Origin of the sequence: Actinomadura luzonensis, assembly GCF_022664455.2 — a bacterium.
Classification (GTDB): Bacteria; Actinomycetota; Actinomycetes; order Streptosporangiales; family Streptosporangiaceae; genus Nonomuraea; species Nonomuraea luzonensis.
In genome coordinates this window covers 3,908,041-3,931,736 of record NZ_JAKRKC020000001.1, presented here as the reverse complement: position 1 = coordinate 3,931,736, position 23,696 = coordinate 3,908,041, and the positions used below count along the sequence as shown (strand labels likewise).

General features: G+C 74.9%; 10 protein-coding genes. 6 read left to right on the top strand and 4 right to left on the bottom strand.

All coding sequences use genetic code 11. The annotated features are described in order from the left end of the window. The first annotated feature begins 22 nt into the window (after positions 1-22). From MF672_RS19150 to MF672_RS19125, 6 genes are all read left to right on the top strand, one after another. Positions 23-1,570 carry a WS/DGAT/MGAT family O-acyltransferase gene (locus MF672_RS19150; protein WP_242376571.1) on the top strand — a complete coding sequence of 516 codons (1,548 nt, stop codon included), beginning with the start codon at positions 23-25 and terminating at the stop codon, positions 1,568-1,570. Between the two features lie 16 nt (positions 1,571-1,586). After that, positions 1,587-3,098, top strand: a complete 1,512-nt coding sequence (locus MF672_RS19145; protein ID WP_242376570.1) for a long-chain-fatty-acid--CoA ligase — start codon at positions 1,587-1,589, stop codon at positions 3,096-3,098. A 209-nt stretch (positions 3,099-3,307) separates the two neighbouring features. Then, complete coding sequence (locus tag MF672_RS19140) at positions 3,308-4,945, top strand: acyl-CoA dehydrogenase family protein (RefSeq protein WP_242376569.1); 1,638 nt, start codon at positions 3,308-3,310, stop codon at positions 4,943-4,945. A gap of 7 nt (positions 4,946-4,952) precedes the next feature. Beyond that, on the top strand, positions 4,953-12,983 hold the full coding sequence (locus MF672_RS19135) for a type I polyketide synthase (RefSeq protein ID WP_247815316.1): 8,031 nt from the start codon (positions 4,953-4,955) through the stop codon (positions 12,981-12,983). Between the two features lies 1 nt (position 12,984). Further along, positions 12,985-18,474 carry an ATP-binding protein gene (locus MF672_RS19130; RefSeq protein ID WP_247815315.1) on the top strand — a complete coding sequence of 1,830 codons (5,490 nt, stop codon included), beginning with the start codon at positions 12,985-12,987 and terminating at the stop codon, positions 18,472-18,474. Then, complete coding sequence (locus tag MF672_RS19125) at positions 18,474-19,211, top strand: 4'-phosphopantetheinyl transferase family protein (RefSeq protein ID WP_242382311.1); 738 nt, start codon at positions 18,474-18,476, stop codon at positions 19,209-19,211. Before MF672_RS19130 ends, MF672_RS19125 begins: the two co-directional genes overlap by 1 nt. A 68-nt stretch (positions 19,212-19,279) precedes the next feature. Here MF672_RS19125 and MF672_RS19120 read toward each other — a convergent pair whose 3' ends face one another. From MF672_RS19120 to MF672_RS19105, 4 genes are read right to left on the bottom strand one after another with little or no spacing between them, the layout of a single operon-like run. Beyond that, positions 19,280-20,905 (bottom strand): NAD(P)-binding protein, encoded by a 1,626-nt coding sequence (locus tag MF672_RS19120; protein WP_242382312.1) that lies wholly within the window; start codon positions 20,903-20,905, stop codon positions 19,280-19,282. 13 nt (positions 20,906-20,918) lie between these two features. Next, on the bottom strand, positions 20,919-21,896 hold the full coding sequence (locus MF672_RS19115) for a thiamine pyrophosphate-dependent enzyme (protein WP_242382313.1): 978 nt from the start codon (positions 21,894-21,896) through the stop codon (positions 20,919-20,921). A 1-nt stretch (position 21,897) separates the two neighbouring features. Next, on the bottom strand, positions 21,898-23,121 hold the full coding sequence (locus tag MF672_RS19110) for a transketolase C-terminal domain-containing protein (RefSeq protein WP_242382314.1): 1,224 nt from the start codon (positions 23,119-23,121) through the stop codon (positions 21,898-21,900). Continuing rightward, the gene (locus tag MF672_RS19105; protein WP_242382315.1) at positions 23,114-23,668 is read right to left on the bottom strand and encodes a 2-oxoacid:acceptor oxidoreductase family protein; all 555 of its coding nucleotides are present in this window, start codon (positions 23,666-23,668) and stop codon (positions 23,114-23,116) included. The genes MF672_RS19110 and MF672_RS19105 overlap by 8 nt, the downstream gene beginning before the upstream one ends. Positions 23,669-23,696 lie beyond the last annotated feature (28 nt).

Sequence of the window (23,696 nt, the reverse complement as noted above, 5' to 3'; positions counted from 1 at the left end):
CATCAGGACCGTGGAGATCGCCATGACCGACCATCTCAGCCCGCTCGACGCGGCGTTCCTGGACCTCGAGGACGAGGAGCCGGAGGTGTCCCTGGCGATCTCCTCCGTCGCCGTCCTCGAGGGGCCGCCGCCCACCCACGAGGAGTTCCTGGCCGCCATCCGGTCGCGGCTGCCGCTGGTGCCGCGCTACCGCCAGAAGCTCAAGGAGCTGCCGTTCGACCTCGGCTCGCCGCTCTGGGTGGACGACCCCGCTTTCGACCTCGAATACCACGTCCGCAGGGAACGGCTGGTCGCGCCCGGCGACGACGCCGCGCTGTGCGCGCGCATCGCCGACATCATGTCCCAGCGCCTGGACCGCGACCGGCCGCTCTGGGAGTACTGGGTGCTCGAAGGGCTGGCCGGCGGCCGGTGGGCGCTGGTGTCCAAGGTGCACCACTGCATGGTGGACGGCGTCTCCGGCACCCACCTCTACTACGTCGTCTTCGACGAGTCGCCCGAGGGCAGCGGCCCCATGCCGCCCGACGACTGGCGGCCGGTCCCGGCGCCGTCCACGCTGAGCCTGCTCGGCGGCGCGCTGCGCGACCTCGCGCTCAACCCGGTCGAGCAGGTCCGCATGGTCGGCCGGGCGCTGCGCGAGCCGAAGGAGACCGCCCGGCGGGTCGCCGAGACCGCGCGCGGGCTGGCCGGCCTGGCCGGCGCGCTGTGGCCCGCGGTCGCCTCGACGCTGACCGGCCCGATCGGCAGGCAGCGCAGGTACGCCGTCGCCCGCGCCGCGCTCCCCGAGGCGCTGGAGGCCAGGAAGCGGGCCGGCGTCAGCCTCAACGACCTGGTGCTGGCCGCGATCGCGGGCGGCTTCCGCACGCTGCTGCTGGGCCGCGGCGAGGAGCCGGACCCGCACGCCGTGCGCACGCTCGTGCCGGTGTCGGTGCGGGCCCGCGGCGAGGAGGGCATCTACGAGAACCGCATCTCGCTCATGCTCGCGTTCCTGCCCGTGCACCTCGCCGACCCCGTCGAACGGCTGCGCGCCGTCCACGACCACCTGGCCGAGCTGAAGGCCGGCATGGAGGCGCAGGCCGGCGAGGCGATGACCGCGCTCGCCAGGCACGAGCCGTTCCCGCCGGTCAACTGGGGGGTGCGGCTGGCCGCGCACCTGCCGCAGCGCAACGTCATCACCGTCACCACGAACGTCCCCGGCCCGCGCAAGCCGCTCTACCTGCTCGGCCGCCGCACGCTGGAGATCCTTCCGTACGTGCCCATCGCGACCCGGCTGCGCACCGGCGTGTCCATCTTCACCTACTGCGACCAGCTCACCTTCGGCGTGACCGGCGACTACGACCACGTTCCCGAGGTCCCCGAGCTGGCCGAGGCCATCGCCGCGGAGCTGCGCGCCCTCATCGCGGCCTACAAGCCGCCGGAGCCGCCGGAGCCGCCGCAGCCGTCGCAGCCCGCCGAGTCGTCGCAGCCCGCCGAGCCGCCGGAGGCCGCGGAGCCCCCCAGGCCCGCCCGGCGCGCGCCCGCGAAGCCGCGGCGGACCCCCGCCCCGCGGCGCCGCCCGCAACCCACCGGCTGAGCCGAGGAGTGCCCCCATGTTCAACCTCGCCGTCATCCTGCGCGAGTCCGCGCAGGCCGCGCCGGCCAAGCCCGCCATCCGCCACCCCGGCGGCGCCATCACCTACGCCGAGCTCGACGAGCTGTCCGACAGCGTGGCCGAAGGGCTCGCCACGCTCGGCGTGCGGCCCGGCCAGGCCGTCGGCCTGCAACTGCCCAACATCCCCCAGTTCGTGGTGTCGTACTTCGGCATCCTCAAGGTCGGCGCGGTCGTGGTGCCGCTCAGCCCCCTGCTGAAGGCCCGCGAGGTCGCCTACAGCCTGCGCGGCAGCGACGCCCGCGCGCTCATCACCTACGAGGCCGCCGCCAAGGAGGCCGCGCTCGGCGCGGAGGACGCCGGCGTCAAGGACGTGTTCGTGGTCGGCGCGCCCGCCCGCGACACCCGCCCGTTCACCGAGCTGCCCGTGCCCGTCACCGGGCGGCGGCCCCTCGCCGCCAGGGAGGGCTCCGACACCGCCGCGATCGTGTTCACCTCCGGCACCACCGGCCTGCCCAAGGGCGCGGAGCTGACGCACTTTCAGCTCTACATGAACGCCGACATCCCCGGCCGGCTCTTCGACGTCCGGCCCGAGGACGTCGTGCTGACGATCCTGCCGCTGTTCCACGTCTTCGGCCTGTCGTCCATCCTCGACGTGTGCGTGCGCTTCGGCTGCACGCTCTCGCTCGTGCCGCGCTTCGACGCCGAGGCGGCGCTCACGGCCATCGAGCGCGACCGGGCGACGATCTTCGAGGGCGTGCCCACGATGTTCGTGGCGCTGCTGGAGCATCCCGGCCTCGACGCCTTCGACCTGTCCTCGCTGCGCGTGGCCATCTCCGGCGGCGCCCCCATCCCGGCCCACGTCATGGACGCCTTCGAGCGGCGGTTCGGCGTCCTCATCCTGGAGGGGTACGGCCTGACCGAGACGGCCGCCACCACGACGTTCAACGTCAGCGCCGAGGAGCGGCGCGCCTACAGCGTCGGCAAGCCCATCTGGGGCACCGAGACGCAGATCTGGGACGAGCACGGCAACCGCCTGCCGCCCGGCCGCGAGCACATCGGCGAGCTGGTCACCCGCGGCTTCCACGTCATGAAGGGCTACTACCGCCGGCCCGAGGCCACCGCCGAGGTCATGACGGGCGGCTGGCTGCACACCGGCGACCTCGGCTACGAGGACGACGACGGCTTCTTCTTCATCGTGGACCGCAAGAAGGAGCTCATCATCCGCGGCGGCTACAACGTCTACCCGCGCGAGGTCGAGGAGGTCCTCTACACGCACCCGGCGGTCGCCGAGGCGGCCGTGATCGGCGTGCCGGACGCCCGGCTCGGCGAGGAGGTCGTGGCGTTCGTGACGCTGCACCCCGACGCGAGCGCCACGCCGGAGGAGCTGACCGCGTTCTGCCGCGACCGCATGGCCTCCTACAAGTACCCGCGCAGCGTCGAGGTGCGCGGCACGCTGCCGAAGCTGCCCAACGGCAAGATCGCCAAGCTGGAGCTGAAGCCGTCCCGCTGACCCCGCGCGCCCGTCCAGCCCCGCCGGCCCCCGGCGGGGCCGGAGGTGTCTCCACCTCCCGGGTGAACGCTCTTGACCAGCGCAAGTCGGGACGAAAGTCCCGGCGGCTAGGGCCGTCCGACGTCTGCTCAGCCCCCACGGGCCCGGCTTACGGTGCAGGAAGCTCGGCAACCCCTGCCCGACCCCGACCTTTCTAAGGAGGGCGAGCCATGGCAGATGGCCTCGACCTCGGAACACTCGACCTCATGCTCGACGCGGTGGACGACTTCGTCCACGCGGCCCTGCCCGAGGAACGCCGGCTGGAACTGGATCGCGACGACATCTGCCCCGAGGACACCGTCAGGGCGATGTGCGGCGACGACCTCGGCGTGCAGCTCGCCTTCGTCCCCGAGGAGTACGGCGGCATGGGCGGCGGCGCGTTCGACTCCTACCGCATCTGCGAGCGCCTGGCCCGCCTCGACCTCGGCGTCGCCACCGCCGTCTTCGCGACCTTCCTCGGCAGCGACCCGATCATGTTCGGCGGCACGCCCGAGCAGAAGGAGCGCTGGCTCGGCCGGGTCGCCAAGGAGGGCATCCTGTTCGCCTACGGCGCCACCGAGCCGGAGGCCGGCAGCGACCTCGGCGCGCTGCGCACCACCGCGACCCCCGTCGAGGGCGGCTACCGCGTCACCGGCCGCAAGCAGTGGATCAGCAACGGCTCCATCGCCGACGCGTACACGGTGCTGGCGCTGACGCCCGGCGGCCCCTCCTGGTTCGTCCTGGAGCGCGGCGCCGAAGGCTTCACCTCGGCCCCGCCGGAGGACAAGCACGGCATCCGCCTGTCCAACACCGCCGCGCTCTTCCTCGACGACGTCTTCGTCCCCGCCGAGAACCTGGTCGGCCTGGAGGAGGGCAAGGGCCTGGTCCAGGCGCAGAACGTCTTCGGCTACACCCGGCTCATGGTCGCGGCCTTCGGCCTCGGCGGCGGCTGGGAGGCCCTGGACCGGGCCCTCCGCTACTCCGCCGACCGCGTCCAGGCCGGCGGCACCCTGTCCACCAAGCAGGGCTACACCCACAAGCTGATCGTGCCGCACGCGGTGCGGCTGGAGGCCGCCCGCTCGTACATCGAGGAGACCGCCACCCGCATCGACGCGGGCGAGGGCTCGCTCAACACCGAGGGCGCGATCGCCAAGTACCTGGCCACCGAGGCCGGCAACGCCGCCGCCGACGCCGCCATCCAGGCGCACGGCGGCTACGGCTTCACCAAGCCGTACCTGGTGGAGAAGGTCAAGCGGGACGTGCGCATCACCACCATCTACGAAGGCACCTCCGAGATCATGGAGATGACCATCGCCAGGGACCGCTGGCAGCAGCACCTCAAGACCCGCGGCGGCTACTACGCCGACCTGGCCAAGAGCGTCGCCGCGCTGCCGCCCGAGACCGGCGCCGAGGCCGCGGGCCTCGCGCTCGAGTGCCTCGGCGCGGTCATGGAGACCTGCCGGGCCGAGCGCCTGACCCGCAACCAGCACGTGCTGTTCCGGCTCGGCGAGCTGATCGCCTACGCCGAGAGCGCCGGCAGCCTGGCCCGCCGCGCCGCCGACGCCCTCGCCGGCACCCTGCCCGAGAAGGCCGAGCGCCGCTTCGCCCCCGCCGCGCTCGCCGCCCTCGCCCGCGCCTTCGCCCGCGAGGCCGCGCTCAAGGTCGCCGAGGAGGGCCAGCGGTGGGTGGCCGGCGCGCTGCCCCCGACGGCCCCGCCCTACACCGGCCTCGACCCCGCCCTGCTGGAGCGGGTGCGGGCCGCGCAGCGGGGGCTGCTCGCCGACCTCGACCTCATCGCGGACGTGCTCTACGGCCGCGCCGACCTCTAGGACCGTGATGAACGACTTCACGCTCGAACCCATCGCCGTCGTGGGCGTCTCGGCCATCATGCCGGACGCCCCGGACGCCGCCGCCTTCTGGGCCAACGTGCGCGGCGGCCGGTACTCGATCTCCGACGTCCCGGTGGAGCGCTGGGACCCGGCGCTCTACTACGACCCGGACCCCAAGGCGCCCGACAAGACGTACTCGCGCATCGGCGGCTGGGTGCGCGAGTTCCCCTGGGACCCGCTGGGCTGGCGGCTCGCCGTGCCGCCCACCGTGGCGGCCCAGCTCGACGACGGCCAGAAGTGGGCGGTCAGCGCCTCGCGCGCCGCGCTGCTCGACGCCGGCTGGCCGGGCTGGCACGTCGACCCCGAACGGGTCGCGGTCGTCATCGGCAACGCGCTCGGCGGCGAGAAGCACTACCGCACCAGCTCGCGGATCGAGCTGCCCGAGTACTTACGGCGGCTGCGCGAGGCCCCGTCGTTCGCGGCGCTGCCGGAGGCGGTGCGCGCGGCCGTGCTGGAGGAGACCGCGACCTCGTTCCGCGCCGGGTGCCCGCCGGTGACGGAGGACACGATGCCGGGCGAGCTGGCCAACATCATCGCCGGGCGGGTGGCCAACCTGTTCAACTTCCGCGGCCCCAACTACATCACCGACGCCGCCTGCGCCTCCGCCCTCGCCGCCATGTCCGGCGCCGTGCGCGGCCTGCAGGCCCACGACTTCGACGCCGTCGTGGCCGGCGGCGTGGACCGCAACATGGGCGTGAACGCGTTCGTCAAGTTCTGCAAGATCGGCGCGCTGTCCGCCACCGGCACCCGGCCGTTCGACGCCGGCGCCGACGGGTTCGTGATGGGGGAGGGCGCCGCGCTGTTCGTGCTGCGGCGGCTCTCCGACGCCGAGCGGGACGGCGACCGGATCTACGCCGTGATCCGCGCGCTGGCCGGCTCCAGCGACGGCAGGGGCAAGGGCATCACCGCGCCCAACCCCGTCGGGCAGCGGCTGGCCGTCGAGCGCGCCTGGGCCGGGGCCGGGCTCGACCCCGCGCAGGCCACGCTCATCGAGGCGCACGGCACCTCCACCCGCGTCGGCGACGCCGCCGAGTTGTCGGCGCTCACCGAGGTCTTCCAGAAGGCCGGCGCCCGGCCGGGCTCGATCGCGCTCGGCTCGGTCAAGTCCAACATCGGCCACCTCAAGGCCGCCGCGGGAGCCGCCGGCCTGGTCAAGACGATCATGAGCCTGCACGACGGCGTGCTCGCGCCCAGCCTGCACGTCGAGCAGCCCAACCCCAACGTGGACTGGCCCGCGATCCCGTTCCGGGTCAACACCGAGCTGCGCGAGTGGGAACGGCCCGCGGGCGGCGTGCGCTGCGCCGGGGTGAGCGCGTTCGGGTTCGGCGGCACCAACTTCCACGCGGTCCTGGAGGAGTACGTGCCCGGCCGGCACCGCCCGCCGGACGCCTCCCGCGTCCACGCCACCGCCTGGGACAGCACCCGGCAGACCGCCTCCACCCCCGCCCCCGCCACCATCCCCGCCACCGCCACCGCCACCGCCACCGTCGCCGCCCCCGCCGGGGCGAAGGCGCCGCTGCGCGGGGCGGTCGTGGTCGGCGGGGCCGACGAGGCCGAGGTCATCGCCCGGCTGGAGCAGGTGCGCCCCACCGCCACCCCGCAGCCCCCCGACCCGGCGCTCGCCGCGGCCCCGATCCGCGTCGCCATCGACTACGCCGACCCCGCCGACCTGGCCGACAAGGCCGCCAAGGCGGTCACCGCCCTGCGCACCGGCAACCGGGCGATGTGGCGCATGCTGCGGGCCAAGGGCGTCTTCCTCGGCCGCGGCCCCGCCCCCAAGGTCGCCTTCCTCTACACCGGCCAGGGTTCCCAGTACGTGAACATGCTGCGCGACCTGCGCGAGCGCGAGCCCATCGTGGCCGCCGCGTTCGACGAGGCCGACCGCGTCATGGCGCCGCTGCTGGAGCGCCCGCTCACCTCGTACGTCTTCACCGAGGACACCGAGCAGGCCCGGCAGGCGCTGCTCCAGACCGAGATCACCCAGCCGGCGGTCCTCACCGTGGACGCCGCGCTCACCAGCCTGCTCGACGCCTACGGCGTGCGTCCCGACATGGTGATGGGCCACAGCCTCGGCGAGTACGGCGCCCTCGTGGCGGCCGGCTCCCTGACCTTCGCGGCCGCGCTGGAGGCGGTCAGCGCCCGCGGCCACGAGATGGCGAGCCTCGACCTCGCCGACAACGGCGCGATGGCCGCCGTCTTCGGCCCGCTGCCGGAGATCGAGCGCATCGTCGCCGAGGCCGGCGGCTACGTCGTCGTCGCCAACATCAACAGCACCTCCCAGGCCGTGGTCGGCGGCGCGACCGAGGCCGTGGAGGCGGTCGTGGCGCGCTTCCAGGAGGCGGGCCTGACCGCCACCCGGATCCCCGTCAGCCACGCCTTCCACACCTCGATCGTGGCGCCCGCCGGCGAGCCGCTGAAGGCCGTGCTGCGCCGCCTCGACATCCGCCCGCCGGTCAAGCCGATCGTGGCCAACGTCACCGGCCGCTTCTACCCGCCGGACGCCGACACCGCCACCATGCTCGACGTGCTCGGCCGCCAGGTCGCCTCGCCGGTGCAGTTCGTGACCGGCCTTCGCACCCTGTACGAGGCGGGCGCGCGGGTCTTCGTCGAGGTCGGGCCCAAGAAGGCGCTGCACGGCTTCGCCGAGGACGTGCTCGGCGCCGTCCACGACGACGTGCTCTCCCTCTACACCAACCACCCCAAGACGGGCGGCGTGGCCGCGTTCAACCAGGCGCTGTGCGGCCTCTACGCCGCCGGCCTGGCCTTCCCGCCCGCCCCCGCCCCCGCCACCGCGCCCGCGCCGGCGCCCACCCAGGCGGCCCCCCGGACGGCCACCCCCGCAACCCTGTCCGCCAACCCCCTGAGCCCCCCGAGGCGACCCATGACCACCGAGAACTACGCCCAGCTCGGCCGCCTGTTCGCGCAGACCCTGGAACAGGGCCTCGCGCTGTACGGCGGCCGGGCCGCGGGCGACGGCGCCCGGAGCACCGAGCCGGTCGTCGTGACCGGAGCCGCGCTCGGCCTGCCCGGCGTGGACCGGGTCTTCGACGACGACAACCTCGCCCGCATCCTCGCCGGCCAGCAGTTCATCGACGCGATCCCGCACCGCCTGCGCCGCGAGATGGTCGACCGCCACATCACCCGGCTGGTCAAGCGGGCCTCGGGCGACCCGACGTTCGAGACGATCGGCAGCGAGGCCGACGTGCTGAAGCTGGCCGGCCGGCACGCGCCGCTGGACGTCGTCGCCGAGTTCGGCGTCGACGAGGCCAGGGACGCCGCGCTCGACGTGGCCACCCGCCTGGCCGTCGGCGCCGGCTTCGACGCCCTGCGCGACGCCGGCGTCCCGCTCGTCATGCACTACAAGACGACCACGCTCGGCACCAGCCTCCCCGACCGGTGGGGGCTGCCCGAGGCGCTGCGCGACGAGACCGGCGTCATCTTCGCCTCCGCCTTCCCCGCCTACGACGCCTTCGCCGACGAGCTGAAGCGCTACTTCACCGACCGCGGCCGCCGCGAGCAGCTGCTCGCGCTGGAGGCCGTCCGCTCCCGCATGCGGCCCGACGAGCCCGCCGCCCCCGAGGTGGAGCGCCGCATCGCCGAGCTGCGCCACCTGCTCGACAGCGAGCCGTACGTCTTCGACCGGCGCTTCCTGTTCCGCTGCCTGTCGATGGGCCACTCCCAGTTCGCCGAGATCATCGGCGCGCGCGGCCCCAACACCCAGGTCAACGCCGCCTGTGCCAGCACCACCCAGGCCATGTGCCTGGCCGAGGACTGGATCAGGGCGGGCCGCTGCCGCCGCGTCGTCGTCATCAGCGCCGACGACGCCACCTCCGACACGCTGCTGCCGTGGATGGGCGCGGGCTTCCTGGCCTCCGGCGCCGCCGCCACCGACGACGTGGTGGAGGACGCCGCCACCCCGTTCGACCGCCGCAGGCACGGCATGATCGTCGGCATGGGGGCCGCCGCGATCGTGGTCGAGTCCGCCGAGGCCGCCCGCGAGCGCGGGCTGCAGCCGATCTGCGAGATGCTCGGCGCGGTCACCGCCAACAGCGCCTACCACGGCACCCGGCTCGACGTCGAGCACATCAGCCAGGTCATGGAGCAGGTGGTGCGGCAGGCCGAGGCCCGCGGCGCCGACCGGCACGCGCTCGCGTCCGAGACCGTGTTCGTCTCGCACGAGACCTACACGCCGGCCCGGGGCGGCAGCGCGGCGGCCGAGATCCACGCGCTGCGGTCGGCGTTCGGCGCGTCGGCCGGCTCCGTCGTCATCGCCAACACCAAGGGCTTCACCGGGCACGCCATGGGCGCCGGCATCGAGGACGTGGTGGCGATCAAGTCCGTGGAGACCGGCATCGTGCCGCCCGTCCCCAACTACAAGGAGCCCGACCCCGAGCTGGGCACGCTCAACCTCTCGACCGGCGGCGCCTACCCCGTCCGGTACGCGCTGCGCCTCGCGGCCGGGTTCGGCTCGCAGATCGCGATGACGCTGCTGCGCTGGACGCCCGTGCCCGACGGCCGCCACCGCGCGCCGAACGAGCTGGGCCACGCCTACCGGATCGTGGACCAGGGGCTCTGGCAGTCCTGGCTGGCGACGCTGGCGGGCCGGCCGGACGCGCGGCTGGAGGTCGTCCAGCGCCGGCTGCGCTTCGCCGACGTGGGCGCCCCGCCGCCCCGGACGGCCCCGACCCCGGCCCCCGCCCCCGTTACCGTCCCCGTCACCGTCACCGTCCCCGCCCCCGTCCCGGTTGCCGAGCCGGAGCCCGCGCTCGTCGCCGGGCCCGCGACGCCGGTGGCCGCGCCCGAAGCCCCGGCCGCGCCCGCCGACGACCTGGCCGGCGTCGTGGTCGAGATCGTCTCCGGCATGACCGGCTACCCGCCGGAGCTGCTGGAGCCGGACCTGGACCTGGAGGCCGACCTGGGCGTGGACACGGTCAAGCAGGCCGAGATCTTCGCCGCCGTCCGTGAGCGGTTCGACCTGGAGCGGGACCCGAACCTGCGGCTGCGCGACTTCCCGACGCTGAACCACGTCATCGGCTGGATCCGCGACCGCGTCGGCGCCCGCCAGGAGCCCGCCGCGCCACTGTCCGCGCCACTGTCCGGGCCGCCTGCCGAGCCCGCCGCCCAGCCGCCCGCCGAGCCGCAGGCCCCCGGCGACGAGATCCTCACGACCGCCGTCGGCATCGTCGCCGAGATGACCGGCTACCCGCCGGAGCTGCTGGAGCCGGACCTGGACCTGGAGGCCGACCTGGGCGTGGACACGGTCAAGCAGGCCGAGATCTTCGCCGCCGTCCGTGAGCGGTTCAGCCTGGAGCGGGACCCGAACCTGCGGCTGCGCGACTTCCCGACGCTGAACCACGTCATCGGCTGGATCCGCGACCGCGTCGGCGCCCGCCAGGAGCCCGCTCCCGCCGAGCAGCCCGCGCCGCAGGAGACCCAGGCGAAGGCCACCCCGGCCGCGGAGAGCGCGCCCGACGACCGCGCCTACCCCCGCCGCGTCCCCGTCCCCGTCCTGCGTCCCGCGCTCGACCGGTGCAAGCCCACCGGCGTCCCGCTGTCCGAGGGCACCAGGATCGTCGTCGGCGCCGACACCGGCGGCGTCGCCAAGGCCCTGACAGCCCGCCTGGCCAAACTCGGCTGCGACGTCCTCACCCTCGACCCGGCCGGCGACGCCGGCGAGCAGGCCGCCCGCCTGGACGCCTGGCGCTCCGACGGCCCCGTCCACGGCGTCTACTGGCTGGCCGCCCTCGACGAGGAGGGCCCCGCCGGCGCCCTGGACCTGCCCGCCTGGCGCGAGGCGCTGCGCCGCCGCGTCAAGAGCCTCTACCAGGTGCTGCACCGCGCCTACGAGCACACGCCGTTCCTCGTCGCCGGCACCCGCCTCGGCGGCCTCCACGGCTACGACGACGCCGGCGCGGCCCCCGGCGGGGTGATGGGCGGCGCGGTGACCGGGTTCGCCAAGGCCTACGCCCGCGAGGTCCCGAGCGCGCTGGTCAAGGCCGTCGACTTCCCCGCCGGCCGCAAGACCGCCGCCACCGCCGACACGCTCATCGAGGAGACCCTGCGCGACCCCGGCTGCGTCGAGGTCGGCCACGCCGACGGCCTGCGCTGGACGATCGGCCTGGCCGAGGCCCCGTTCCCCGCCGAAGGGGAGGGGGAGGGCGGCCTCGCCCTCGGGCCCGAGACCGTGTTCCTCGTCACCGGCGCGGCCGGCGGCATCGTCTCGGCGATCACCGCCGACCTGGCCCGCGCCTCCTCGGGCGTGTTCCACCTGCTCGACCTGACCCCGGAACCCGACCCCGACGACCCCGAGCTGCGCAGGTACGCCACCGACCGCGAGGGGTTCAAGGCCGACGTGGTGGTCCGGCTCAAGCAGCGCGGCGAGCGGCCCACCCCCGTCCTCATCGAGCGGGAGCTGGCCCACTACGAGCGGCTGCAGGCCGCGCAGGCCGCCATCGAGGCCGTCAGGAACGCCGGCGGCACCGCCCGCTACCACTGCGTCGACCTCACCGACCCCGACGCGGTCGCCCGGGTCGTGGACGCGGTCCGCGCCGAGAACGGCCGCGTGGACGTGCTGCTGCACGCCGCCGGGCTGGAGATCAGCCGGTCGCTGGCCGACAAGCAGCCCAAGGAGTTCGACCTGGTCCTCGACGTCAAGGCGGACGGCTGGTTCAACCTGCTGCACGCCGCCGGCGACCTGCCGATCGGGGCCACCGTGGTGTTCAGCTCGGTCGCCGGACGCTTCGGCAACGCCGGGCAGGCCGACTACAGCGCCGCCAACGACCTGCTGTGCAAGGCGAGCAGCGCCATGCGCCGGGCCCGTCCCGGCACCCGCGCCCTCGCCCTCGACTGGACCGCCTGGGGCGGCATCGGCATGGCGACCCGCGGCTCCATCCCCAAGATCATGGAGCTGGCCGGGATCGAGATGCTGACCCCCGCCACCGGCGTGCCGTGGATCCGGCGCGAGCTGACCTCCTCCGGCTACCGCGGCGAGGTCGTCGTGGCCGGGGCGCTCGGCGTCCTCGCCGCGGAACGCGACGCGACCGGCGGCCTCGACCCCGCCGCCGTGCCCGCCGGCGGCGTCATGACCGAGACGGCCGAGGGGTACGGCGTGCACACCGGCCTGGTCGTGCGCACCACGCTCGACCCGCGCCGGCAGCCGTTCCTCGACCACCACCGCATCGACGGGACCGCGGTCCTGCCGGGCGTCATGGGCGTGGAGGCGTTCGCCGAGGCCGCGCGCCTGGCCGCCCCCGGCTGGCCGGTGGTGGCCGTCGAGGACGTCGACTTCCTCGCGCCGCTGAAGTTCTACAAGGACGAGCCGCGCACCCTGACCGTCCGCGCGACGGTCACCCGCGACGGCGCCGACCTGCTGGCTCGCTGCGCCCTGGAGGCCGAGCGCACGCTGCCCGGCGCCGCCGGGCCGCAGCGCACCGTGCACTTCACCGGCACCGTCCGCCTCTCCCACGAGGAGCGCAAGCCCGAGGGCCACGCCCGCGCCGAGGAGCCCGGCCTGACGATGCCGCCCGCCGACGTCTACACGCTGTTCTTCCACGGCCCCGCCTACCGCGTCGTCGCGGCGGCCTGGGGCCGGGACGGCGCCGGCGCGGCCCGCATGGCCGACGACCTGCCGCCCTCCCAGGACCCGCCCGACCGGCCGACGGTCACCCCGCCGCGCCTGGTCGAGCTCTGCTTCCAGACCGCCGGCCTGGCCCAGGCCGCCCGCGACGGCGTCCTCGCCCTGCCCGCCCACGTGGACCGGATCGTGCTGCCGGCCGCCGGGGGCGCCGCGGGCGGCCTCCAGGCCGTGGTGACGCCCGCGGGCGGCGGCTACGACTGCGCGGTGCTCGGCGGCGAGGGCGAGGTGCTGGTCCGCGTGGACGGCTACCGCGGCGTCCCGCTCCCCGGCGAGCTGCCGGAGCCGACCCGCGGCTCCCTGGCCCCCCTCACCGGCGCTCCTCTCCCCGGGACGGACGGCTGACATGACGTCCGCCGCGAACCCCGCGCCCATCCAGCGGCTGGCCGTCGTCAACCGCGGCGAGCCCGCCACCCGGGTGCTCGACGCCGTCGCGGAGCTCAACCGCGACGGCGCCGCCCCCCGGATCACCACCATCGTGCTGCACACCGACCTCGACGCCGGCGCCTGGTACGCCCGCATGGCCGACGAGGCCGTCTCCCTCGGCCCCGCCACCTACGTGGACCCCGAGGACGGCCACCGCAAGTCCGTCTACCTCGACGAGGACCGCGTCATGGCCGCCGTCCTGCGGGCCCGCGCGGACGCCGTCTGGGTCGGGTGGGGCTTCCTGGCCGAGCACGCCTCCTTCGCCCGGCGCTGCGAGGAGGCCGGCGTCACGTTCGTCGGCCCGAGCAGCGCCACCATCCGGCTGCTCGGCGACAAGATCGCGGCCAAGATGCTGGCCGAGAAGGCCGACGTGCCGGTCGTGCCGTGGAGCGAGGGCCCGGTGATCGACACCGCGGACGCGCTCCAGCACGCCGAACGGCTCGGCTACCCCGTCGTCATCAAGGCCGCGGCGGGCGGCGGCGGGCGCGGCATCCGGGTCGTGCGCGAGCCGGGCGAGCTGGGGGCGGCGCTGGCCGCCTCCCGCTCGGAGGCGGAGTCCGCCTTCGGCGACCCGGCCGTGTTCATCGAGCGGCTGGTGCCCCGCGCCCGGCACGTCGAGGTCCAGGTGATCGCCGACACCCACGGCGGCACCTGGGCGGTCGGCGTGCGCGACTGCAGCATCCAGCGGCGCAACCAGAAGGTCATCGAGGAGTCCGCCTCCACCGCGCTGACCCCGCGCACCGAGCGGGCCGTGCGCGAGGCCGCGGTCCGGCTGGCCCGCGCCGCGGGCTACCACAACGCCGGCACCGTCGAGTTCCTGGTCGAGCCGGGCACCGGACGCCACCTGTTCATGGAGGTCAACACCCGCCTGCAGGTCGAGCACCCGGTCACCGAGGAGACCGCGGGCGTCGACCTGGTCAAGCTGCAGCTCCGCGTGGCCATGGGCGGCCACCTGGAGGGCGAGCCGCCGCCGTCGCGTGGCCACGCCGTCGAGGCCCGGCTGTGCGCCGAGGACCCCGAGCAGGGCTTCGCGCCCGCGCCGGGACGCGTCGTCGTCTGGCGGCCGCCCGCCGGGCCCGGCATCCGCGTGGACGCCGGCGTCGCCGAGGGCGACGTGGTGCTGCCCGAGTTCGACTCGATGATCGCCAAGATCGTGGCCTGGGGCCGCGACCGCGACGAGGCCATGGCCCGGCTGCGGCGCGCCCTGGCCGCCACCCGCGTGGTGATCGACGGCGGCACCAGCAACCGCGCGTTCCTGCTGTCGCTGCTGGCCCGCGACGAGGTGCGCCAGGGCACCGCCGACAACCGGTGGCTGGATCGGCTCACCGCCGGCGGCGGCCACCTGGCCGACCCCGACCCGGTGGCCGTGGTGCAGGCGGCGGCCGAGGCGTACGACGCCGACCACGCCGCCGAGCTGGCCGCCTTCCACGAGGCCGCCGGCCGGGGCCGGCCCGAGGTGCCCGAGGAGGTCGGCCACCGCGCCCGGCTGCGCTACCGGGGAGTCCCCTACGACCTGCGGGTGTTCCGCACCGGGCCCGAGGAGTACCGCGTCGACACGGCCGAGGGGCCGGTGCACGTCGGCGTGGAACGGCTCGGCCCGTACGAGCGCCGCCTGTCCCTCGGCGGGCGCCGCTTCCGGGTGCAGGTCACCGCGCAGGGCCCGTCCTACCTCGTGGAGGTGGAGCGGGACGGCGAGTGGGGCAGCCACCGCGTCTTCCGCGACGACGGCGGCGTCGTGCACGCCGCCTTCCCCGCCTTCGTGGTGAAGGTGGCCGTCGCGCCCGGCGACCGGGTGGCCGAGGGCGACCCCCTGGTCGTGCTGGAGAGCATGAAGATGGAGTCGGTGCTGGCCGCGCCGTTCGGCGGCGAGGTGGCGAGCGTCGAGGTCGCCGTCAACACGCAGGTCGTCACCGGGCAGCCGCTGCTGCGCATCCGCGAGGTCACCGCGGGCGGCGGCGAGCGCGACGGCGTGGTCGGCTTCGCCGGCCTGCGCGCCGCCGAGGCCGGGACGCCCCGCTGCGCCGCCGTCTACGCTGCGCTGCGCGGCTGCCTGCTCGGCTTCGACCTCGACCCGGGCGAGATCGCCCAGCGCGAGCTGGAACGCGCGCTGCCGCCCGACGACCCCGAGCTGCTGGCCTGCGAGGAGTCCTTCCTCGACCTGTTCGCCGACGTCAGCGGCCTGTCCCGGCCGCTGCCCGAGCCCGAGGAGCCCGAGGGCGCCGCCGCGCAGGAGTACGTCCTGTCCTACCTGCAGTGGCTCGACCCCGACCGGGCCGGCCTGCCGCCCAGCTTCGTGCGCCGGCTGCGCCGCGTCCTGGCCCGCTACGGCGTGCCCGACCTGACCCGCACGCCGCGGCTGGAGGAGGCCGTGGCGTGGATGTTCCGCTCCTTCCGCCGCGCCCGCGACCTGGTGCCGGCCGTCGCGGCCGTGCTGGAGCGGCGGCTGCGGCACCGCGACGTCCTCACCCCCGGCCCCGAGCTGCGCGACCTGCTGGACCGGCTGGCCACGGCCGCGCAGGTCCGCCACCCGGTGGTCGCCGACCTGGCCAGGGACGTGCGCTTCCACTACTTCGACGAGCCGCAGCACGAGCGGGCCCTCGCCGCCGTGTACGCCGAGATGGAGGCCCACCTCGACGACCTGGCCGCCGAGCCGGACCGGCCCGACCGCGACGACCTCATCGACCGGCTCGTGTGGTGCCCGCAGCCGATGCGCGCCCCGCTGCTGGCCCGCTGGCAGAGCGGCGGCGACCGGCTGCGCCGCGACGTCCTGGAGATCTACGTCCGGCGCTTCTACCGCACCCGGCTGCTGGAGCGGCTCGGCGCGGCCGAGGTCGCCGGGCACCTGCTGGGCATCGCCGACTACGTCCACGAGGGCGTGCCGTACCACCTGGTGGTGGCCTACACGCCGCTCGCGGCGGCCCGCGAGGCGTGCGCCGCGATCGCCGAGCACCTGGCCGGCAGCGAGCCGCGCCGGCGGGTCATCGCCGAGCTGATGACCTGGAACCCCGGCGAGCGGCCCGACGCCGCCACCATGCAGGAGAACGTCGCCGCGCTGCTGCGCGGCGTGCGCCTCGGCCGGGACGTCGAGCGCATGTGCGTCACCGTCACCAGCGAGCGCGGCGGCGGCCCCGAGCACCACCGCACCCAGCACTTCGCCTACCGCCCCGCCCCCGGCGGGCACTGGGAGGAGGAGCCGCTCTACCGCAACCTGCACCCCATGATCGCCGAACGCGCCGAGCTGTGGCGGCTGTCCAACTTCGAGCTGGAACGCCTCCGCTCCGCCGAGGACGTCTACCTCTTCCGCGGCGTCGCCAAGGACAACCCGGCCGACGTGCGGCTGTTCGCGATCGGCGAGGTCCGCGACCTCACGCCGGTCCGCGACGACAGCGGCCGCGTCGTCTCGCTGCCCCGCCTGGAACGGATGGGCCTGCAGGCCCTCGCCGCCATGCGCGAGGCCCTGGCCGGCCTCCCGCCCGAACGGCGGCCGCAGTCCAACCGGATCGTGCTCTACGTCCGGCCGCCGTTCGACGTGCCGGAGGAGGTCTGGCCCGGCCTGGTGCGGCCGTTCGCCACGCTGGCGATCGGCGTCGGCCTGGAGAAGGTGCTGCTGCGGGTGCGCAAACCGGACCAGGAGCCGGTGGTGCTCACCATCGACGGGCTCGACGAGGACCACATCACGGTCCGCGAGGGCCCCTACGGGCACGAACCCATCCGGCCGCTCACCGAGTACCGGCGCAAGGTGCTGCGGGCCCGCCGGTTCGGCGCGCCCTACCCGTACGAGATCGTCCGCATGCTGGCCCCCGGCGAGGGCACGCCCGGCGGCTTCCCGCCCGGCAGCTTCACCGAGCACGACCTGGACGAGCACGGCCGGCTCCGCCCGGTCGCCCGCCCCGAGGGCGGCAACAGCGCCAACCTCGTCGTCGGCGTCACCGTCAACCGCACCGCCAAGGTCCCCGAGGGCATGAGCCGGGTGACCATCCTCGGCGACCCCACCCGCAGCCTCGGCGCGCTGGCCGAGCCCGAGTGCCGCCGCATCATCGCGGCCCTCGACCTGGCCGAGCGGATGCGGGTGCCGGTCGAGTGGTTCGCGCTGTCGTCCGGGGCGCGCATCGCCATGGACAGCGGCACCGAGAACATGGACTGGATCGCCGCCGTGCTGCGCCGCCTCATCGAGTTCACGCAGGCCGGCGGCGAGGTCAACGTGATCGTCACCGGCGTCAACGTCGGCGCGCAGCCGTACTGGAACGCCGAGGCGACCATGCTCATGCACACCCGCGGCATCCTCGTCATGGTGGCCGGCAGCGCCATGGTGCTGACCGGCAAGCAGGCGCTGGACTTCTCCGGCGGCGTCTCCGCCGACGACAACACCGGCATCGGCGGCTACGAGCGCATCATGGGCCCGAACGGCCAGGCCCAGTACGGCGCCGCCTCCCTCGCCGAGGCCTGCCGCCTGCTGCTGCGCCACTACGAGCACACCTACGTGGTGCCCGGCGAGCGCTACCCGCGCCGCCGCCCCACCGCGGACCCGGCCGGCCGGGACGTGCGCGAGTCGCCGCACCGCGGCCCCGGCTTCGCCACCCTCGGCGAGGTGTTCTCCGCCGAGCGCAACGCCGAGCGCAAGAAGCCGTTCGACATCCGCTCGGTCATGCGCGCCGTCTGCGACGCCGACGCCGAGCCGCTGGAGCGGTGGTCGCGCTGGCGCGACGCCGAGGTGGCCGTCGTCTGGGACGGGCACGTCGGCGGCGTCCCGGTGTGCCTCATCGGGCTGGAGTCCACGCCGCAGGCCCGGCACGGCTTCGTGCCCGCCGACGGGCCGCCCGCCTGGAGCGCCGGCACGCTGTTCCCGCAGTCCTCCCGCAAGGTGGCCCGCGCGATCAACGCCGCCAGCGGCAACCGGCCGGTCGTGGTGCTGGCGAACCTGTCCGGCTTCGACGGCTCGCCCGAGTCGATGCGGCGCTGGCAGCTCGAGTACGGCGCGGAGATCGGCCGGGCGGTCACCAACTTCCGCGGGCCGATCGTGTTCACCGTCGTCTCCCGCTACCACGGCGGGGCGTTCGTGGTCTTCTCCAAGCGGCTCAACCCGCGCCTGGAGATCGCCGCCGTGGAGGGCTCGTACGCCTCCGTCATCGGCGGCGCGCCCGCGGCGGCCGTGGTCTTCGTCCGCGAGGTGCGGGCCCGCACCGAACGCGACCCCCGCGTGGTGGCCGTCCGCGAGTCCGGGCCGCGCTCCCGCCTGCACGAGATCGTGGAGGAGGTGCGCGCCGAGAAGCTGCGCGAGGTGGCGGCCGAGTTCGACGCCGTGCACAGCATCCAGCGGGCGCAGGCGGTGGGCTCGGTGGACCACGTCATCCCGGCCGAGCGGCTGCGGCCGTACATCGTGGACGCCCTCGAACGCGGCATGGCGACCTGATGGCCGACGACGCGCTGAGGTGGCTGGCCCGCGGGGAGGAACACCTCCCCGCGGGCCCCGCCGACTGGCTGTCGCCCGCCGAGGCCGCCCGCGCCGCCGGGATGCGCTTCGCCAAGCGCCGCGTCGAGTTCCTGGTCGCCCGCTGGACGGCCAAGGAGGCGATGCGCCTGCTCTACCCGGCGGAACCGGCCGAGCTGGAGGTCCGCCACCACCCGACCGGCGCGCCGGAGGCGTACCTGCGCGGCCGCCCCCTGCCCGTCGGCATCTCCCTGACCGACCGCGCCGGCTGGGCGGTGTGCCTGCTCGGCCTCGACCCGGGCGCGGTCGGCTGCGACCTGGAGCTGGTCGAGCCCCGCACGCCCGGCTTCGTCGCCGACTACTTCACCCCCGCAGAGCGCGCCGCCATCGGCGCCGACCCGGCCCTGCTGCCCAACCTGCTGTGGTCGGCCAAGGAGAGCGCCCTGAAGGTCCTGCGCACCGGCCTGCGCCGCGACACCCGCTCGGTCGAGGTCACCCTCGGCGACCGGACCTGCGACGGGTGGCACGCACTGACCGTGCGGGCGGTGGAGGGGACGGTCATGCCCGGCTGGTGGCGCCGCTACGGCGACTTCGTCCTCACCGTCGCCACCGCCCGCCCAGCGCCCCCGCCCGAGCCGCTGGAGGACCCGCCCGCCCTGTCCTCGGCGATCCCGGCGCACTCCTGGCTGTCCCGCCCGCTGACGGAGCGACCCCGCTGACGTGGCGACCCCGCTGACGTGGCGACCGCCCCCGGGGACGACTCCCCGGGGGCGGTCCGCGCGGCTCCTCAGGTGACCTCGGGCACCATCTCGATCGCGCCCGCCGGGCACTCCGCCACGCACAGCCCGCAGCCCTTGCAGAAGTCGAGGTCGACGGCGAAGCGCAGCCCCGGGCCGAGCTTGACGATCGCGTTGTCCGGGCAGACGCCGTAGCAGTTGTCGCACTCGAAGCAGTTGCCGCACGACAGGCAGCGGCGCGCCTCGAACAGCGCCGTCGACTCCTCCAGGCCGCCCTCGACCTCGTCGAAGGTGCTGATCCTGCGTGCCACGTCCAGCTTGGGCCGCACCGTGGCCGGCGCGTCGCTGTAGTACCAGGTGTTGAGCAGGTCGAAGTCGGCGAGCCCGTGCCTGGGCGGCGGCTCGTACGCGCCGCCGCGCAGCCAGGCGTCGATGTGCCGGGCGGCCTTCTTGCCGTGTCCGACCGCCACCGTGACCGTGCGCTCGGCGGGCACCATGTCGCCGCCGGCGAAGACGCCCGGGCAGCCGGTCATCATGTTCGGGCCGACCTTGACCACCCCGTCCGCGACCTCGATGCCGGGCAGCCCCGACAGCAGCGTGAGGTCCGCCTCCTGGCCGAGGGCCAGCACCACCGAGTCGGCGGCCAGCTCCTCGTACTCGCCGGTCGGCTGCGGGAAGCCGGTCTCGTCCAGCCGCATCTTCTCGATCGTGATGCGGCCGCCGTCGGCGTGCGCGATCGTGGACAGCCACTTCATCCGCACGCCCTCCTCGGCGGCCTCCGTCACCTCCACGTCGTGGGCCGGCATGCGGTCGCGGGTGCGCCGGTAGACGACGACCGCGTCGGCGGCGCCGAGGCGCTTGGCGGTGCGGGCGGCGTCCATGGCGGTGTTGCCGCCGCCGTACACGACGACCCGGCGGCCCAGCAGCGGCGCGCCGGCGTCGCCCTCCATGCCGCGCAGCACCGACACCGCGTCGAGGATGCGGGCCGAGTCGCCGGCCGGGATGTAGGCGCGCTTGCCGATGTGCGCGCCGACCGCGAGGAAGGCGGCGTCGTAGCCGCGCATCGCGGCCGGCAGGTCGGTGATCGTGCGGTTCAGCTCCAGCGTGACGCCCATGGCGGTGATGCGGCCGATCTCGGCGTCCAGGATCTCGCGGGGCAGCCGGTAGCGGGGGATGCCGAAACGCATCATGCCGCCGGCCGCCGACCCGGAGTCGGCGACCGTCACCCGGTGGCCGAGCAGCGTCAGGTGGTAGGCGGCCGACAGCCCGGCGGGCCCGGCGCCGACCACGAGCACCCGCTTGCCGGACGGCGGGGCCTCGACCGGCATCGTCCAGCCGTTCCTGATCGCCTCGTCGCCGAGGAAACGCTCCACCGAGTTGACGCCGACGGCCTCGTCCAGCTTGCCGCGGTTGCAGGCGGTCTCGCACGGGCGGTAGCAGACCCGGCCCATGATCGCGGGGAACGGGTTGTCACGCATGACCTGCCGCCAGGCCGCCTCGTACGACGGCTCCTCGGCCAGCGACAGCCACTGCTGGATGTTCTCCCCGGCGGGGCAGGCGTTGTTGCACGGCGGCAGCCGGTCCAGGTACACGGGCCGCTCGGTGCGCCAGGCCCCGGTCTTGTTCGCCAGGCTCGACCCGACGCCCAGTGTGATCGCGAACGGTTTGTCGTCCATGTCAGCCCACCTGTCAGTCGACCAGGCCGAAGCGGCGGATGTTGCGGTCCGCCGACGCCTGGATGCGCGCGATCACCTCGGTCTGCGGCGGGTCGCCGAACAGGTGCCGGTAGCGGCCCTGCAGCCTCAGGTAGTCGTCGACCGGCACCCTTCGCCGGATCTTGGTCACGTCCGTCACCTCGCCGCGCTCGGCCTCGAAGACGGGGAACAGGCCGGACTCGGTGGCGAGCCTCGCCACCCGGATCGTGTCGCACGCCTCGGTCACCCAGCCCAGCGGGCAGGGCACGAGGATGTGCAGGTAGCGGGCGCCGCGCAGCTCCATCGCCCGCCGCACCTTGTACTCCAGGTCGCGCAGGTCGGCGACGGTCGCGGTGGCCACGTACGGGATCTCGTGCGCCATCGCGATCATCGGCACGTTCTTGCCCTGCCCGAACGCGTTGCCCGGCACCGGCGTCGTGCTGGTGCGGGCGGCCGGGGGAGTGGCGCCCGAGCGCTGCACCCCGGTGTTCATGTACGCCTGGTTGTCGTAGCAGATGTAGAGCACGTCGTCGTCGCGCTCGAACATGCCCGACAGGCACGCGAAGCCGATGTCCACCGTGCCGCCGTCGCCGCCCTGCCCGACCACCCGCACGTCGGTGATCCCCTTGGCCCTGAGCGCGGCGGCGACGCCGGAGGCGACCGCGGGCGCGTTGCCGAACAACGAGTGGATCCACGGCACCTGCCAGGACGTCTCCGGGTACGGCGTGGAGAACACCTCCAGGCACCCGGTCGCGTTGACGGCCACCAGCCGGCCGCCGGAGGCGCTGATCGCGGCGTCGATGGCGTACCGCGCGCCCAGCGCCTCCCCGCAGCCGCGGCAGGCCCGGTGGCCGGAGGTCAGCGAGTTGCGCCGCTCCATGCCGGCCTGCACGGCCCGCTGCTCGATCGGCAGCAGCCGGTTGCCCACGGCGAAGCTGCCCACCTGGTAGAACTTGGTCCGTTGCGCGGGCATGTCAGTTACCTCCGGCCAGATCGCGCAGCATGTTCTCGGCGGCGGGCCCCGACCTGCGGCGCTCCGCCGACCGAGCCAGCTCCCTGCCGACCAGCTCGCGGTCGAGGTCGAGGAACGTCAGCGGCTCCGGCTCGGCGGCCAGCACGCGGTGCAGCGCGGCCTTGGTGACCGGCCGCCCGCCGAGCCCGGCCACGACGGTGGCGATGGCGGCCTCCGGCAGCGCGGTGCGCACGTCGGCCGAGACGATCCCGCCGACGCCGACGGAGAAGGCCCGCTCCAGCACCACGATCCGGCGGGCCCGGCCGAGCAGCTCGCGCACCGCGGCGAACGGGAAGGGCCGGAACGTGGTCAGCGCCGCCACCCCGATCCGCCGTCCCTGCCCGCGCAGCTCGTCCACGACGTCCTTGACGGTGCCGAGCACCGACCCGAGCGCCAGCACCACCGTGTCGGCGTCCTGGACCCGGTAGCCGCGCACCAGTCCGCCCGAACGGCGGCCGAAGGCGTCCTCGAAGGAGCGGGCGATCGCCGGGATGCGGTCGAGCGCCTGCAGGTGGCGGGCGTGCAGCAGGTAGCGGACCTCGGTGAACGCCTCCGGCCCGACCATCGCGCCGATGGAGACCGGGTCGCCCGGGTCGAGGACCTGGCGCGGCTCGTACGGCGGCAGGAACGCGTCGACCCGCTCGCGGGCGGGCAGGTCCACCCGCTCGAAGGCGTGCGTCAGCACGAAGCCGTCCATGCACACCATGACCGGCAGCGACAGCTCCTCGGCCAGCGCGTACGCCTGCACGTGCAGGTCCGCGGCCTCCTGGTTGGTCTCGGCGTAGAGCTGGATCCAGCCGGAGTCGCGCTGCGACATCGAGTCGCTGTGGTCGTTCCAGATGTTGATGGGCGCGCCGATCGCCCGGTTCGCGACGGTCATCACGATCGGCAGCCCGAGCCCGGAGGCGTTGAACAGCGCCTCGGTCATGTAGAGCAGGCCCTGGCTGGCGGTCGCGGTGTAGACCCGCGCCCCGGCGGCCGACGCGCCGATGCACGCCGACATGGCGGCGAACTCCGACTCCACGTTCAGGTACTCGCACGGCGTCAGCTTCTTCGCCGACACCAGCCGGCTGAGCGCCTCCACGATGTGCGTCTGCGGCGAGATCGGGTACGCGCACACGACCTCGGGCCGGCACGCGGCGACCGCCTCGGCCACCGCCTGCGACCCCTCGATCTGCCTAAGCACGGGCGGCCTCCTCCAGCTGGGCCTTCAGGTGGGCGTGGGCCTCACCGGCCGCGGCGACGTTCGCCTCGGCCACCGGGCCCGGGAAGGTGGCGCGGACGGCCGCGCACACCGACTCCAGCGACAGCACCCCGGTGAGCGCGCAGAACGCGCCGAGCAGCGCCGCGTTGGGGACCGGCTTGCCGACGTGGCGCAGCGCGATCTCCGTGGCGGGCACGCAGACGCCGCGCACCCCCAGCTCCTCCGGGCCCTTGGCGGTGTTGATCAGCACGTGGCCGCCGGGCCGCAGCCCGGCGAACACGTCGATCTGCCGCAGCAGGGTGACGTCCTGGACGATGACGCAGTCCGGCTCGACGATCGGCTCGCGGACCCGGATCTCCTGGTCGGAGATCCGGCAGTACGACACGACGGGCGCGCCGGTCCGCTCGGAGCCGAACGTCGGGAACGCCTGGGCGTGCCGGCCCTCGAGGAAGGCCGCGACGGACAACATCTCGGCCGCCGTCACCACGCCCTGGCCACCCCGGCCGTGAATACGCGTCTGGAACACCATGACTCAGGTGTAGTCCGGTCCCGCCGCC